We start from the raw sequence: 16,523 nt of genomic DNA on the forward strand, positions 1-16,523 counted from the left end.
GTAATAGAAGTTCAAAAGTATTCAACGAAAAAGGCACAGTAAAGCTTCTATGTGTCTATTGTATTTCGTATAAATCAATCAGCACTTCTAATCTAGCTTAAACTCCCCAATTCGATGCTATAATATAGTCATCTGTACTACACGAAATGAGGAACATATATGTATAAAACAATTGGGATACTTGCCCATGTAGATGCTGGCAAGACTACTTTTTCTGAGCAGTTACTGTTTCATACGAATAGTATCCGCCAGAGGGGGCGTGTCGATCACAAGGATGCCTTTTTAGACAATCATGCCATTGAACGAGAGCGTGGCATTACCGTTTTTGCTGAGCAAGGCATTATTACATACAACGATCATACGTATACCATTATTGACACACCAGGGCATGTCGATTTTTCACCTGAAATGGAACGCGCTATTCAAGTGATGGATTATGCAATTTTAATTATCAGTGCAATTGATGGTGTGGAAGGACATACGGAAACGGTGTGGCAATTATTACGTAAACACAACATCCCTACCTTTTTCTTTTTAAATAAAACAGATAGAGAGGGGGTCAATACGGAATTAGTATTGAATGAAATCCGATCGAATCTGACAGAAAATGTTTGTGATATAACAACTGTTTTCCAAGATGGACAAATGCAAGAGGAGCTCATTGAATTTATAGCAGAGCGGGATGAAGAGCTGCTGGAACAGTATATGGATTCAGGTTATGACAATGCGAAATGGCTTGAAGCATTCAAAAAACTTATTGCATCTGGCGAAATCTTCCCTTCAGCAAGTGGTTCGGCATTAAAGGATATCGGAGTGCTGGAATTTTTCTTAAAATTAGATCAATTAACGGTGACTTCTTATAGTAAAGACATTGATTTTGCTGCACGGGTTTATAAAATACGACATGATGATAATGATCAACGAGTGACGTTTATGAAATGTTTAAGTGGTTATTTGCAAGTAAGGGACGAAGTGAAGTACGGAGAAACTTCAGAAAAGATCACACAAATCCGCTTGTACAATGGCAATAAATTCACAACAGTCAATGAAGTTCGAGCAGGTGAACTTTTCGCGGTTACGGGCCTAAGTGGTGTAGAAATAGGAGAAGGTCTTGGTGTGCTTAGAGAAAAAGCTGTTTTTGAACTCATTCCTACATTAAAATCGAAAGTCATTTTCGACTCTAATATTCATGTGAAAGAAATGTTCCGTTGTTTTAAGATTTTGGATGCTGAAGATCCATCTCTCCATATCTTTTGGGACGAGCATTTTCAAGAAATTCATGTTCATGTAATGGGGGTTATTCAACTTGAAGTGCTAGAACAGATTGTTAGAGAGCGTTTTTCATATAAAGTGTCATTTGGTGAACCGAAGATTTTGTATAAAGAAACGATTGGGGCAACTGTAACTGGGTATGGACATTTCGAGCCTCTACGACATTATGCAGAGGTGCATCTACAAATCGAACCAGCTGAAAGAGGTTCAGGTGTTACATTCAAGAATAAATGTCATGCAGATCATTTATCTATCGGCAATCAAAATTTAATCCATCAACATGTACTTGAAAGAAACCATCACGGCTTACTAACAGGTTCTGCAGTTACAGACGTGTTAATAACCCTACTAACAGGGCGTGGAAGTAACGAGCATACATCCGGTGGTGATTTCAGAGAAGCCACTCATAGAGCGTTACGACAAGGTTTGGAACAAGCGGAAAATATTCTACTTGAACCGTATTATGATTTTAAGATTAAAGTAGACATGGATCATATTGGACGTGTAATGTCTGATGTTCAACAGGCTCATGGTCGTTTTAATCCGCCTGAAAACATAGGGGACAAGGTTGTCATTAAAGGACGTGTTCCAGTTGCCACTTTTATGAACTACAGTACAAGCTTTGCTGCTTTTACAAACGGTAAAGGCGCACTCACACTTAACTTTGCTGGCTATGATCAATGCCATAATACTGAACAAGTGATTGAAGAAATTGGTTATGATAAGAATGCAGATCCAGAGTATACTTCTACTTCGATTTTCTGTGCCAAAGGGAAGGGGTATTCTGTTCCTTGGAAAGAAGCCAAGGCAGCGATGCATTGTTTGTAGAGTGCTAAGGGATACTTTTTTAAGGTTTCCACGTATGAAGAAATATATATAAGCAGTGGGTTTCTAATAGGAATCCCACTGCTTTTTATTTATTGTTAGGTAAAATATGTTAAAATATTTATCGAGTTAAAAATTGGGAGTAAAAAATATTCAAATATAAGTAATAGTGAATTTACAAGCAAGGGCGATTTGTAGTAATTATTCTTTCTTAAATGAATAGATTATGGGGGAGAAAAATGAACTTACTAAACCAATTGATAGAACAAGCTAAGAACCCAAGAGGAATCATAGGTTCAATAATGTTGAGAATTATGAACTCTGCACACACTAGCATGAACCAATGGGCTTTAGAAAAGGTAAAAGTAAAAGAATCAGCAGTAATATTGGACATAGGATGTGGAGGGGGTAAAACAATACAATTATTGTCTAAGCGGAATACGTCCGGAAAAATTGTCGGTATAGATTATTCCGAACAAGCAGTAAAAGATTCAATTAGAGCAAATAAACAAGATGTGGAAAAGGGTAAAGTAAATATCCTCCAAGCAAGTGTTACTGACATGCCATTTTCAAATAATACATTTGATATAATAACAGCTTTTCAAACACATTACTTCTGGCCAGATCTAGAAAAGGGAGTAAAAGAGGCATTTAGAGTATTGAAAAAAGATGGTCACTTCCTAATTATTGCAGAATTATACAAAATAAATTATCATATGCAAACTTATAAAACGAGAGAAGAATTGGAGCAATTGTTTATTAAAACGGGGTTCAATTCAATAAAATTTTATGAGCAGAATAATGCTAAATGGCTTTGTGCTGAAGGTTTCAAAACTATTTAAAATCGCTTTTCGTTTGAAATATTTACTAGTAGAGAAAAGTATTAAATGGCTAAGCGAATACCCCAATCCATTTTAGAAAAAAGCCTTTCTATTATTTTTGAATAATTGGATAATAAAGTTTTCGGTATTGTAAAATCAAAAGATTGATCACAAGTTTAAACAATAGAATAGGAGGAGTTAAATGGAGTTGGTATTTATTCGTCACGGCCAAGGTGAACATACATTGGATGTACCTAAAAGTTTGCAAATAGAAGACCCAGCACTAACTTCTACAGGAGTAGAGCAGGCAATGTTATTAAGAAATCAATTTCCGCTAACAGATGAAGATGTAATAATTATTAGTCCGCTTAGAAGAACGCTTGAAACAGTATTCATTTGGAGTGAAAATAAAAATGTTCGTAAGATTGTAAGTCCATTAGTATCTCCAAGAATCTTTCCCATTCACTCAAGTATGAAAACATTGCCTTGTGATAAGATAATGGATTTAGAAATTATTGAACAGGATTACCCAACTTTTGAAGTAGATAGTAAGGCGCCAATCGAACTCTGGTCGGATGGTATCAATACCCTTACAGAACAGCAATTCACAAACCTTGCTGAAAAGTTTATTAGTGATTGTAAAAAGTTACATAAAGAAAAAATTTATATAGTGTCACACGACGGTACGATTACTTCTTATCGACAAATACTTTCTGGGCAAATGCTTACCCGAAATGATTTCCCAAAAGAAACTGGTTGGTTTTCAGTTATTTGTTAAAGCACTATCCGATAAAAGTAAGGGATTTTTATGTGTAGGGGATTAGATATGAAGATATACAGGAAAGCGTATCGTGACTTTTTAATAATAACCATCTGTGTAAAAATAGATATCGTAAAGTGAAGACAAATGATGTCAAAGTATATGAGTGGTAAATAATATTTTCTGCAACTTAAAATAAACGGATGGGGTGAAGACATGCAAATCTGGCCAAAAGGTGTATCAAAGCCAGCGGTAAGAGCACTTAATAGCGTAGGAATCACGACATTGGAGCAATTAACAACAGTTGATGAAAAGACTTTAAATGTGCTTCATGGTATGGGACCTAAATCTATAGAAGTCTTAAAAGGAGCTCTACAAGAAAAGGGGCTGCAATTTAAAGATTAATGATAGCTAATGCTAATAAGAAATAATACCGACATGGCGCTAGAAGGCTTGTGTCGGTATTTTGGTAAGATGATACAATATGTATAATTGAACCATCAGGAACGATTTAAAATCGCACCTAGATGGTTACTGACTGTCGCTTCTAGAGGATATAATCAATGAGGTAACGGTTTAGTCAATAATCTTAATATGATAATCGTAAAGCTCGGCAGGAAATTCGACGGATAGAAAAGATATTAATTTGGATTTTAAATCATGTGGAATGTTGAAATGGATGTTACTAATATGCATTTTGCGACCTAAATGAAACAAACTTTCATAGAGTGACTCAGCAGAGTGCACAGAATATTGATCGGCATTTTGGTTACTGATCCGTTTCACCACGTAATCTGAATTCTCCTTGTGAATGCGTAAAGTAATCATAAACCTTCACTTCCTTTATCTTTTTATTTACACCTAAAAGTGGATGTCTCTCCATTATATACAAAAAAGTCTAAGATGGCATAGTAATAAGACTCGTTAACAGAATACTATAATAATTGCGATAAATAATTCCTGTATAAAAAGATATTAATGATTATAATTTTCTGATATTTAATTAATGTAAAATCGTAATAATACTAGAATTATGCGATTTAATGATTCTTTAGAATCAATTTTTATTAGTGATGATTCCTTTAGAGTATCATTAGGTAGTTACATATTATTGTAGTCTGTAAATGATTAATGGTTCTGTTGTCACACTACTGTATTTGCCTACTCACCAATCCATAGTAGCTAAATCGATTCCAGAGGAGTCAAGGGGAACGCATTTATCTATATTAGGTTTGATGAGTGTAATTGGTGGGATGATAGCTAGTTTATTTATTTGGGGTATGCAGTTTATTCCGGAAAACGGAATTACATTTATTTTTATTGTATTGGGGATTTTAATTTTATTCATTTATACTGGTGTTCATAAGTTAATGCAATTTGATAGATAGTTTAAATAAATATGCTATGATTATAGTAGACTGAATATACTGAATTTAAAAGACTGACAAAATAGAGGTGAAAAATGAGAAAGGTTGAAGTGGTAGAATACGATCGAGAATGAGTGGCATTATTCAACAAAGAACAAAAGATGATAAGAGATATATTACGTGATGAGATTCATGATATCTTTCATATTGGTAGTACGTCCGTTGAAAACCTTCCTGCGAAACCTATTATTGATATAATGCCAGTAGTTTATCATATTGAACTAGTTGATCAATTTAATGCGAAGTTAGAAGAAATCGGTTATGTAGCTAAAGGGGAGAATGGTCTCCAAGGACGACGATATTTTACAAAAGGTGATGACAATCGCACACATCATATCCACTTTTATGAAATAGGACATGCAGGAATTAATAGACATCTAGCTTTTCGAGATTATTTAAGAAACCATCCTGCTGAAGCGACAAAATATGGCCGAATAAAGCAAGCAAATGCATCACAATATCCATTTAATATGGAGGCATATATACAAGGGAAATCGACTTTTGCTATTGAAATAGAACAAAAAGCGTTACGTTGGTATGAAAACTTGAAATGAGGTGATGTAATGAAAATGGAGGATGTCTACAGCAAGCTACCTATTTTAGAAACAGATCGATTAAGTTTAAGGAAAATCTCACTTGATGACTTATACGATATGCATACATATTGTTCGAATGAGGAAGTTGCACGGTACTGTACTTGGACTAAGCATGAAAGTTTAGAGGATACAGAAGAGTTTATACGATTGATATTAAACAAATACGAGTTGGATCAATATGCTCTTTGGGGCATTGAAGAAAAAGAGACAGGTACATTAATTGGAACAATAGATTTTGTATCTTGGCAGCCAAAACAACAAATAGCTGAAATCGGTTATGCAATTTCACAAGTATATTGGGGGAGAGGCATTGTTACTGAAGCATCAACAGCAGTAATTGCATATGGTTTCGAAGAAATGGATTTAGTTCGAATTCAAGCGAAATGTTTGATTGAGAATGTAGGTTCTGCTCGGGTTATGGAGAAAGTCGGTATGTCTTATGAAAGACTAATTCGAAAAGGGCTATTAGTTAAAGACACCCATCGTGATTTAAAAATGTATTCTATTTTGAGAGAAGAGTTTGAACAGATTATTTGAAAACCATTTTATCTACCTATATTTAAAAGTTAAACTTAATTGTAATATAATAAAACACTTCTAAGTTGTTTGTATCAACTTAGAAGTGTTCAATTTACATTGCTCAATAAGGTCTATTTATTCTCTCTATTTGTTTCAGAAGTGTTTGAAACGGAGTGAATAGAATGTGAGTTATTGTTTTCAAATTCGTTAGTAAGATTGATGAAATGGTGAAGTAAACAATTCATCAAGAAAAATTAATTTAAAGGGAAGATTTCACTTATGTTTTAAGGGAGATACATAGTGATTATTTCCAATGACCAGCTTGTACTAGTTTCTTTTTACCGATAAATGCCATAATGATTAATACTACATTAATAACTAGCATGAAGGCAATTGCGTAAAGTACAAAAGTATAGCTACCAGTTAATTGGAATACATATCCATAACCTGGTAATGCAACGATACCAGCAACTGCTAAACCGATAACTGCAGAAGCGTAAATTTGACCGTATTCTTTGTTACCAAAGATAGCTGTAGTTAATAGCGGTCCTAATGTTCCAAGTGATGCAACAACAAATCCATAAATTCCAATTGCTAAAGAGAACATAGTAGAATTGTCAGGAACAGTTAATAGAATTGCGATTGGAACTAAACCTAATAACATCGCGAAGATAGCTGTGTTTTTTGCACCAATTTTATCACTTAAAATACCGAATGCTAATGCACCGATCAGTACACCCACTTGCCAGAAGCCCATTGCACCACCAGCAAATTTAACGTCATAGCCTAAGCCCATTGCAAAAGGAGCAACGTGTTGACCAAAACTACTAATAGCAGTAATAAAGAAGAAGAATAATAATAATGCATAAAATGCACTTGATTTTTTAGCGATTGCAGCTGAAATACCTGTGTTTGTATTAGATTCAACTTTAACTGAAGAAGGATCTTCATTTTTATTAATTTCAACTTCTAAACCTAATGGTTGTAAACCTTTTTGTTTAGGAGACATTCTAATTGTTAATAATACGATAGGCACAACGATTGCTATAACAATTCCACCTAAGATGAAGTAAGTCGTTCTCCAACCTTCACTTGCGATTAAGTTACCAGCCATAGGTTGTAGGATAGCACCGAAAATACCACCAGATGCAACCATGATACCAATTGCTAAACCGTTATGTTTTTTAAACCAGTTGTTGATTAATACTGGGCCTGCGATTTGAGTGACAAAAATTGAACCGATTGACATAGGGATACAGAATAAGTACCAACCCCAAACAGAATTCATTAAACCAAACATTGCGAACGAACCCGCTTGTAAAATAATTGCTGTTACTAAAACTGTTCTAATATCATACTTAGCAATGATCTTACCAGCCAATGGTAAGAAAATCATTGTTACTATAGAGGAAATACTAAAGTAAAGTGTTAGACTTCCCATTCCAATACCTAAATCTTCTGTTACTGGAGTTAAAAATAATCCACCTGCAGTCATGATTCCGCCTTTAGCCAAACCGACCATAATAGATAAACCTAATAATAACCACCATGCGTAGTGGATTTTTTTCTTATTTGTGCTCACGTATTGTACCTCTTTTTCTTGTTTTTTTAACCTATATACTTACCTTATCAGACTGCTTATTCGGAAAAATACCTGAGCTTGTCTAATTTTACTCTCTATTCCCCAAAAGCTCTTTAATGAGATTTATAGAAAGCGTTAAAATAAAATACCCTTTAAATATTTTCATGATCTAATTGTCTTCGTAAAATAATTTATAAGGACCCAAAATGATTATGTAATTTTGAGTACTTCTTGACCAATTAATTTTTACTTTGATTTGAAACTCTATTACTCATGAACTTAAATAATTAGTTCTACCTCCTGAACCGTTAAAACATGGTAACTTTTTGACTTCAAGTTACTTTACGTCTCAATAGTATACCATTAAAATATTTGTGTCAATAATATGAATTTCTTAGTTTTGAAGAAAAACAGACTTGTATTTTTTAGGAGTTTGTATGAGACCATCATTTAATTCATAGAATTTGTAGTTAGTTAATTAATGGTTGATATTATGACTAGGTTATATATTAGCTGGCTAAATTAATGGGTATGTGAAAAATGGAAGAATGTAATTTTTCTAAAGTAAAAGATAGAGAGGTTTAATCTGCTTTAAGTTGATGGTCAGTTCAACTTGAATTATTAACGTATGAAGACTTGTTATTATATATAGGAAAGAACGTAACAAATAGGAGTTTTGTAGATTTAATAAATAGGAAGGTATTATACAAAAAGTTTATCAAATAGTTGTAATTGATTTGACTATTGCCAAACATGAAGGGAAATTTTTTGGAAATACTCATCTAAAATGAAAGAATATTAAAGTGGAGAAATTCGAGGAATTCGAGTGTGTTTTTTGTGATTTTACAACAAAGTGTTATGACTAAGTACTAATTGAAATTTCTATGACAAACAGTTGAATTTTTTATTAAAATTTTGATTTATACCAAAAATTGGTTTGGAATTTTTATGTGAAAATAAATTTCTAGTTATATTTTTTTCTCAAACATTGACTTATTTACAAATTAAATATACCATAGTTACAATTTAATAAAAAAATTCTTTGATAAAGAGAGTAGTTTATGAGGATATGTCAAGCGAGTTAGGGATGGTGGGAGCCTAATACATGGAACATGAATGAAGCGCACTTTGGAGAAACTTTTTGAAATAGCAGTAGAAAAGATCGGGGAGTCACCTCGTTAACAATTGAAAGTGGTCACATATTGTGGCAACCAGAGTGGTACCACGGGATCTATGCTCTCGTCTCTTGTTTTGAGACGGGGGCTTTTTTTATGGCTTTCTGTACCATTACGGCAGAGTATCAACGGAAATTTTGTTTGGAACGAACAATGTTTTTATTATTTGAGGGGGAAATAGAATGGAAGACAAACAATTGATAATCAATACATTATTTGAAGCAGTAGAAGGTCAATTAGCAAAGAGTGATATTGAACAAACAATTGAAAAGCCAAAGTATGCACATTTAGGTGATTATGCTTTTCCTTGCTTTGCATTAGCGAAAATTTTCCGCAAATCACCAAATATAATAGCTAAAGAAATAAGTGAAAAAGTTAACAATGACATTATTGAAAAGGTTGAAGCTGTTGGTGGATATGTGAATATTTTTCTAAAGCAATCGGAAATCTCGAAAGGTGTATTATCTAGCATAGTTTCCTCTCAATCTGCATACGGACAACAAAAATTTGGAGAAGGTCAAACGATTACGATTGATTTTTCATCCCCTAATATTGCAAAGCCTTTTTCAATGGGGCATTTACGGTCAACAGTTATCGGTAATGCAGTAGCTAATATTGCAGAGAAAAATGGTTATGAAGTAGTACGCATCAATCATTTAGGAGATTGGGGTACTCAATTTGGCAAGCTGATTGTCGCTTATCATTTATGGGGGAATAAAGAGCTGATTGAGCAGTCTCCAGTACGTGAATTACTGAAGATATATGTCAAATTTCATGAAGTAGCAGATCAAGATGACTCATTGAATGATCAAGCACGTGCAGCATTTAAAAAGTTAGAGCAGGGTGATGAAGAAGCACTGCAATTATGGCAATGGTTTAGAGAAGCATCGCTAAAGGAATTTGAACAGGTCTATGCATTACTTGGCATACGTTTCGATTCGTTTGCGGGCGAAGCATTTTATAATGATAAAATGGAGAGAGTTGTTGAATTATTAGCTGAACAGGGACTTCTTGAAGTATCGGACGGTGCAATGGTTGTAAATTTAGAAGATATGCCACCATGTTTGATTAAGAAAACGGATGGCACAACTTTATATGCGACCCGTGATTTAGCTGCTGCCCTATATAGAAATGAAACTTATAATTCAACAAGATCATTTTACGTAGTGGGAAATGAACAATCTCTACATTTTAAACAGTTATTTAACGTACTAGAGAGAATGGGGTATGAGTGGGCAAAAGAGTTACAGCATATTCCGTTTGGCATGATGTTAAAAGACGGCAAAAAAATGTCTACTCGTAAGGGGAAAGTTGTATTACTTGAAGAAGTATTAAATGAGGCTATCCAATTAGCAGGCAAGAATATTGAGGAAAAAAATCCAAACCTAAAGCAAAAAGAAGAGATAGCGAAAGTGGTAGGAACAGGAGCAGTAATCTTCCACGATTTAAAAAATCATCGTATGAATGATATTGAGTTTTCGCTTGAAGAAATGTTGAATTTTGAAGGGGAGACAGGTCCTTATGTTCAATATACGTATGCACGGATTTGCTCACTTCTACGAAAAGGTCAGTATAGTACTGAGGTCAGCCAATTTGAAGGGTTATCTGATGAGGCTTGGCCAGTTGTCATCTCACTAAAAGGTTTCCCTGAAGTTGTGGCAAAAGCACTTGAACTTGCGGACCCTTCGCAAATTGCCAAGTATTTAATCGAACTTTCAAGAGCATTTAATAAGTATTATGCCCACACAAGAATACTAGAAGACAAAGCTACAATGCAGGTGAAACTAACATTATGTGCTTGTGTTGCTATCGTGATTGAAGAAGGTTTGCGTTTATTAGGAATTCAGGCACCGAAAGAGATGTAGCTAATACTAATATTCAGAGGTGAGGAACGAATGAATTACCAATATATATTATTTGATTTAGATGGCACATTAACGGATCCAAAAGTCGGAATTACAAAAAGTGTCGCATACGCATTAGAAAAGCTGAATATAGAAATAGTCGATTATTCAAAATTAGATTTTTTCATAGGACCACCTTTGCAAGAGTCTTTTCAGGCTTATTACGATTTAACTGAACAACAAGTAAATGAGGCAATCGGTTATTATCGTGAAAGATTTCAACAGCACGGCTTATATGAAAATGAAGTCTATCCAGGAATCGAAACACTTCTTGAAACTTTAAAGAAAAAAGAAAAAACACTAGCTGTTGCCACATCTAAGCCAACTATCTTTGCTGAGAAAATTTTGCAGCATTTTAAACTGGATCAATATTTTGAAGTAATAGTAGGAAGTAATTTAAATGGTACTAGAATTGCAAAGGCTGATGTAATTCATGAAGTACTTTTACAACTATCTTCTCCAGATAAAAGTGAAGTCATTATGATTGGTGACCGTAAGCATGATTTAATCGGGGCGAAGAAGGAAGGCATAGCCAATATTGGTGTCCTTTATGGGTCGGTAGTAAAGAGGAATTGGCATTAGAGGAACCAACTTATATTGTAAATAATATAGAAGAACTAGACTCTATATTAAATAATTAACATATTTAACACGTAAAAACGCTTGGATAGTCTTCCAAGCGTTTTCGTGTGTTTATAAGACAACTAACTATTCATATCCACCAGTAGCTTCTGGGAGTTTTTTATATTCAACTTTGCTTTGAACTATATTACGTATGTAATTTCGTAAATCAATCAGTTTATTTTCATCATTGGCTTTTTCACAATATGCTCCAGAAATATATGGCTTTATCGTTACACCGTTTATAGTGATTTTCCATTCATCTTCACTATAAGGCTCTGTCATACACTCAGTTTTAGGGACTAATTCTTTCATGTTTATTATATTGATGTCTTTCATTTTTTTATAAATATTGGCCTTTTCTTCTATTGTAAGCGGCAGATTTATTGTTGCAGTTCCATCAGCTACTAAATCCTTTGTAACTATCCCTTCAAAAGTATTGACTTCATTCTTTTTACCAACACCGAACTTAACTGAAAAACCAAAGTCACTTGGCATTTCTTCAGGCATAACATCTTTTGTATTATTCTTTAATCCACATCCTGATAAGAATAATGTAAAAATAAATAGCAAAAACGTTACTTGCTTCACCCAATCCCTCCTCATCGAACTTTTGATTCTTTGAAATAAGAGTATTAATAAATCTAATAATTAGATTCTACAGATATTCAAGAATACCTGTAGAAAAGGGGATTCTATTATTAATGTCTGTTTTATAAAGGGGAAAACAGACAGATTAGAGATACAAAAAAATTCCATAATTATAGAAATAGTTATAAGATTGATTGATGACCTGTTTTACTTAAATGATATAGGGAGGTATTATAATGCTTGGATTACCAAAGGGAGTGGTATTTTTAGTTCCTTGGACGAGTGTGTGGGAAGTGGAGTTTTTATTGGAGAAAAGCAAGATTGAAGAGGTAATTGGTGAGCAAATTGTAGCTGTTCATCATATAGGGAGTACAGCGGTTAAACATTTAAGTGCAAAGCCAATTATTGATATTGCGATTGAAATAAAAAATTTTCAAGATGGTGAGATCTGTGTTCCTCCCTTAGAATCATTGGGGTACTCATATAAAGGGATAAATATTTTACCCAATAGACATTACTTTAATAAAGGTGAACCGAGAACCCATCAAATCCATATGTATGAAAGTGGAAATAAATATTTATTAGAACAAATTGGTTTTAGAGATTATTTAAGAAACAATGAAAATACAAGAATACAATATGAGCGGCTTAAGCAAAAATTATCTACAACAAATAAAAGTAACAAGCACAAGTACGCTGAAGATAAAACAGCTTTCGTTAGTTCAATATTAAACAAGCTAAAAAACTAATTTTATAGAATTAAAGAAATTAGTTCTAAAACGGAAAATAAAAATCACCAAATTTTTATGCAATAAATCTCTTCACAATTAATATGAGGTTCCTTTTTTGAAATAACTAAGTATCAAAGTGAATACTCCAATTAGTATTACCACTACGATTGCCAAAACCATTACAGAAAGACCAATTATTCCATATCCCATCTTACCCCAATTATCTATAGGAAGAAATCCAGTTACTACAATAAGGACTATTCCAATTTCGAATAGTATAAACGCATAAATGTACTTCCCCATTCGTTTTATGAAAAAAACGCCAATTAAACTTATGGCAAATATAATGAGAGCGTAAAATTGAGCGGTTGACATATATGATGAGACCCCCTAAATTCATTTTAATGGAAAAATTAACCTTATTTAAAATTATCATATCTTAAATAAGAAAGTCAAAGTTGAAAAGATATCATTGTGGGAGGTTCTCGAGTAGCTTTAAAGGAAGCTTGAGCAGAGCTAAAAAGAGTTCGAGAAGCACCAAAGAGCCCGCGAGCAGCGCTAAAAAGAGCCTGAGTAGCGCCAAAGCCTGCGAGTAAGCGCTAAAGGGAGTCCGAGAAGCACCAAAGAGCCCGCGAGTAACGCTAAAAGAGACCGATTAGCGCCAAAGCCCGCGGGTAGCGCTAAAGGGAGTCCGAGAAGCGCCAAAAAGCCCGCGATTAGCGCCAAAGCCCGCGGGTAGCGCTAAAGGGAGTCCGAGAAGCGCCAAAAAGCCCGCGATTAGCGCCAAAGCCCGCGAGTAGAGCTAAAGAAAGCCCGAGAAGCGCCAAAGAGCCCGCAAGCAGCGCCAATAATCTCTCCAATACCCCATATACCACTTCATACAATATTGCCACTCAAAAACGATCCATACCAATACATTAACAAATTAAGATATAATGTATATGAACTAAAATATTGTTTAAATTTGTATATATCTTAACTGTACTACATTCAAAAGGAGGATTTTATGCAGAGCACACAATTACAAACTGTAATGGATCATTTCAAATTAAATGTCAAATCTATAGAAAATGTCCCGGAGTCTTTTAGTTCAGAGGTGTATAAGCTTGGTCTGTCAAATAATGAAAATGTATATATTAAAATTCCTTTTACAAAAGATAAACTGTTCCGTGAATATACAATTCTAAAAAAGCTAGAATCAGATTTACCTGTTCCTCGTGTTTTAGATTATTGGGTAGGTGATGAAACGGATTGTGGAGCTATACTACTTTCAGAGATAAACGGTGTACCTTGTACAAGCAAAGTTGACACACGGCTTGCTTATCAAATCGGCCTAAATCATGCACAGCTTCATGAAGTGAGTTTCCAAAGCTATGGGTATGAAGAACAAAATGGCTTTCGATATCTTGAGAAAAATGACTGGAGATTATATATAAAAAATTTATTTAATCAGTATTTAGTTCAATGTGGAGCAATCTTACCTATTGAGCTAATTGATAAAAGTGAAAATAAATTCAACGAGCTATTCAAGTCATTACCTAAGCCGGATGGGCCATGCTTAGTTCATCTAGATTTTCGTCCAGGCAATATATTAATCAACGATACCGGAGTAGCCGGCATCATTGATTTCGAAAGTGCAAGAGCAGGTTCTACGGAAATAGATTTTACTAAAATAAATAGAGATATTTGGAGTAATCACCTTGGAACTCGTGATGCTTATATGCAGGGTTATGAGAGTATCCGTCCAATCATTGATTTAGACAGAGTACTTCCGTTCTATTCCTTATTAGATGCTATTGGATCAATTGCTTGGTGTAGTAGGAGAGGGATAGTGAAACATAAAGATTTTTATGATGAAAGTGTCAATATATTAAAGAATTCGATGGTGTAATTATTTCAAAACCATTACGGTAATTTCTATATTTTCAGTCAATTAGATGAGGTGAAGTTCGAACTTATGATTGAATTTGAAATTGGAATTTTCCATTATAGTAAAAGTACTATATAGCTGGGGAGTATTAGATTTAACTCACTAGATAAAAGGGGTACTTTAATATGAGGGATTTATAAAATGATTCTCGTTTTCGTTTGATTATTTTTGCCAATATCGCTTCTTCAATTGGTTCAGGTATTACGATGATCGCTATACCTTGGATGTTGGTGACTAGTGAAAATGGCAATACAGTATTTGGTTACATATCGATATGTATGACAATTATTAACTTTCTTATTACGCCGTTTATAGGGAACCTAGTCGACAAGATGAATCGAAAGAAAATACTGTTAATCAGTGAATTCGTATGCTTTCTATTACTAACGCTCTTCACATTAATAGGATTTATCGGTTTAACTTATGAGGTATGGCATTACACGATTATTTATATGATAGGTAGTTTATATTATACAATCTTTTTTCCTACTATGTTTGCTTTAAATCAAGAGATTTTTAATAAGGATCAATACAATGCTTTAAATGGTACGATGGAAGTTCAGAGTCAGCTTTCAAGTATGATAGCGGGAGCTTTAGCGAGCGTTTTATTATTGAAATGGGATTTGCACTATATTTTGTTACTTGATGTCCTTTCATATGCGGCAGCTATCTACTTTTATATGAAACTTCCTTATATGATGAAACCAATTGATAAAACAGGCAAAAAGGATAAAACAAGTGTTATTGAAGGATTAAGGTATATGATAATCCGGCCAACTATGTTCGTGTTTTTAGTAATGTCTATAATGCCCTTTATTGGTGTGATGGTCACAAACTATTTGTTTCCTGTTTATTTAAGGGATGTATTAAAGGCATCAGCAAGTGCCTATGGGATTGAAAGTATGATATATGCTATTGGTGCAATTATTGCTGGGATGTTCATACCCGTACTCGCGAGAAAGATAGGAAATGAAAAGACAATCATCTACAGTGTTATTACGTACACCATTGCTATATCATTAATTGTTCTTGTGAATCTACCCTTATATTTATCGCTTATGTTTTTTATAGCAGTAGGAAATAGTGGAGCACGAGTTGCTAGAAACTCTTTCTTGATGGACCAAATCCCTAATGAAATCATTGGAAGAGTGGATAGCTTATTCCGCTCAATTGGATTATTATTTAGGATCGTCTTACTTGCTCTCTTTACCCAAATGGTATCCTCAGATTTAATCATATATTGTTTTATTATACTTAGTGGGTTATTGATTGTAGCTTCTGGATTCGTGATTCTTTCTTGGAAAAAGGGCTTTGAATTAAAAGTGGATCGGGAGATATTGTTGAAAAAGGAAGAAACAACTTAATAAGGGGAGTTATATTACTTTAGTTTTTCATATTGTAGTTCAAAAACAGTTGCTAATTTTACAACTGTTTTTTTGTTTTAACGGAAACTGATTTTATAAGACATAGTAGGGATTACACCAACATTAAAAACTATTAACTTGCATCTAAACATCATGCAATCACTATTTCTCATAGCATTGTTACTTTTTCACTATTTCTATAGTAACAAAAATTATTATTTAAATTTTTACATATATCTATCTAAATAACTAAATATTAGGTTAAAATAAACTATATATATATAAAAGTGATTACGAAAAAATAAAGGACTTATAGGTCAAATAAAGAAATAGCTGGCTAAAACCATGAACTATTGAATTAGTAGTTATTATGAAGATTTAAAAAGAGTTTAGATTATCTATACA

15 protein-coding genes and 1 other annotated feature are annotated in these 16,523 nt (G+C 33.8%); of the genes, 12 read left to right on the plus strand and 3 right to left on the minus strand.

Features of this window, described 5'->3' with window-relative positions; all coding sequences use genetic code 11:
- Nucleotides 1-159 precede the first annotated feature (159 nt).
- The 7 genes from MHH98_RS09410 to MHH98_RS09440 all read left to right on the plus strand — a co-directional run bounded on the left by MHH98_RS09410 (nt 160) and on the right by MHH98_RS09440 (nt 6,238).
- Nucleotides 160-2,100, plus strand: coding sequence for a GTP-binding protein (locus MHH98_RS09410; protein ID WP_038182716.1), 1,941 nt, complete (start codon nt 160-162; stop codon nt 2,098-2,100).
- A gap of 236 nt (nt 2,101-2,336) precedes the next feature.
- Nucleotides 2,337-2,939 (plus strand): class I SAM-dependent methyltransferase, encoded by a 603-nt coding sequence (locus tag MHH98_RS09415; protein WP_051448653.1) that lies wholly within the window; start codon nt 2,337-2,339, stop codon nt 2,937-2,939.
- 181 nt (nt 2,940-3,120) lie between these two features.
- Nucleotides 3,121-3,696: a histidine phosphatase family protein gene (locus MHH98_RS09420; RefSeq protein WP_340712653.1), complete on the plus strand. Its 576-nt coding sequence runs from the start codon at nt 3,121-3,123 to the stop codon at nt 3,694-3,696.
- 198 nt (nt 3,697-3,894) lie between these two features.
- Nucleotides 3,895-4,083 carry a DNA-directed RNA polymerase subunit alpha C-terminal domain-containing protein gene (locus MHH98_RS09425; protein ID WP_038182708.1) on the plus strand — a complete coding sequence of 63 codons (189 nt, stop codon included), beginning with the start codon at nt 3,895-3,897 and terminating at the stop codon, nt 4,081-4,083.
- Nucleotides 4,084-4,802: 719 nt separating this feature from the next.
- Nucleotides 4,803-5,066, plus strand: a complete 264-nt coding sequence (locus MHH98_RS09430; protein ID WP_340712656.1) for a hypothetical protein — start codon at nt 4,803-4,805, stop codon at nt 5,064-5,066.
- Nucleotides 5,067-5,179: 113 nt separating this feature from the next.
- Nucleotides 5,180-5,659: a GrpB family protein gene (locus MHH98_RS09435; RefSeq protein ID WP_340712658.1), complete on the plus strand. Its 480-nt coding sequence runs from the start codon at nt 5,180-5,182 to the stop codon at nt 5,657-5,659.
- A gap of 9 nt (nt 5,660-5,668) precedes the next feature.
- A complete protein-coding gene (locus tag MHH98_RS09440; RefSeq protein ID WP_340712660.1) occupies nt 5,669-6,238 on the plus strand; it encodes a GNAT family N-acetyltransferase in 570 nt (189 codons plus the stop codon).
- Between the two features lie 286 nt (nt 6,239-6,524).
- Here the strand turns inward: MHH98_RS09440 and MHH98_RS09445 are convergent, their stop codons facing one another.
- On the minus strand, nt 6,525-7,802 hold the full coding sequence (locus MHH98_RS09445) for an MFS transporter (protein WP_038182698.1): 1,278 nt from the start codon (nt 7,800-7,802) through the stop codon (nt 6,525-6,527).
- Nucleotides 7,803-8,835: 1,033 nt separating this feature from the next.
- Nucleotides 8,836-9,052, plus strand: a binding site (T-box leader).
- 107 nt (nt 9,053-9,159) lie between these two features.
- Between MHH98_RS09445 and argS the strand changes: the two genes are divergently transcribed.
- Both argS and MHH98_RS09455 read left to right on the plus strand, forming a co-directional pair.
- Nucleotides 9,160-10,842: an arginine--tRNA ligase gene (gene argS, locus MHH98_RS09450; protein ID WP_076035011.1), complete on the plus strand. Its 1,683-nt coding sequence runs from the start codon at nt 9,160-9,162 to the stop codon at nt 10,840-10,842.
- A gap of 30 nt (nt 10,843-10,872) precedes the next feature.
- Nucleotides 10,873-11,463, plus strand: a complete 591-nt coding sequence (locus MHH98_RS09455; protein WP_340712662.1) for an HAD-IA family hydrolase — start codon at nt 10,873-10,875, stop codon at nt 11,461-11,463.
- 126 nt (nt 11,464-11,589) lie between these two features.
- Here MHH98_RS09455 and MHH98_RS09460 read toward each other — a convergent pair whose 3' ends face one another.
- Nucleotides 11,590-12,093 (minus strand): hypothetical protein, encoded by a 504-nt coding sequence (locus MHH98_RS09460; RefSeq protein WP_076035013.1) that lies wholly within the window; start codon nt 12,091-12,093, stop codon nt 11,590-11,592.
- Between the two features lie 236 nt (nt 12,094-12,329).
- Between MHH98_RS09460 and MHH98_RS09465 the strand changes: the two genes are divergently transcribed.
- Complete coding sequence (locus MHH98_RS09465; protein ID WP_038182690.1) at nt 12,330-12,842, plus strand: GrpB family protein; 513 nt, start codon at nt 12,330-12,332, stop codon at nt 12,840-12,842.
- 78 nt (nt 12,843-12,920) lie between these two features.
- Here the strand turns inward: MHH98_RS09465 and MHH98_RS09470 are convergent, their stop codons facing one another.
- Complete coding sequence (locus MHH98_RS09470) at nt 12,921-13,199, minus strand: hypothetical protein (RefSeq protein WP_038182689.1); 279 nt, start codon at nt 13,197-13,199, stop codon at nt 12,921-12,923.
- 631 nt (nt 13,200-13,830) lie between these two features.
- On the opposite strand from MHH98_RS09470, the gene MHH98_RS09475 reads away from it, so the two are divergent.
- The gene (locus MHH98_RS09475) at nt 13,831-14,715 is read left to right on the plus strand and encodes a phosphotransferase family protein (RefSeq protein ID WP_340712664.1); all 885 of its coding nucleotides are present in this window, start codon (nt 13,831-13,833) and stop codon (nt 14,713-14,715) included.
- Nucleotides 14,716-14,912: 197 nt separating this feature from the next.
- Nucleotides 14,913-16,118, plus strand: a complete 1,206-nt coding sequence (locus MHH98_RS09480) for an MFS transporter (RefSeq protein ID WP_340712666.1) — start codon at nt 14,913-14,915, stop codon at nt 16,116-16,118.
- The last annotated feature ends 405 nt before the right edge of the window (nt 16,119-16,523 follow it).

The organism is Viridibacillus sp. FSL H8-0110, assembly GCF_038003565.1.
Lineage (GTDB): Bacteria > Bacillota > Bacilli > Bacillales_A > Planococcaceae > Viridibacillus > Viridibacillus arenosi.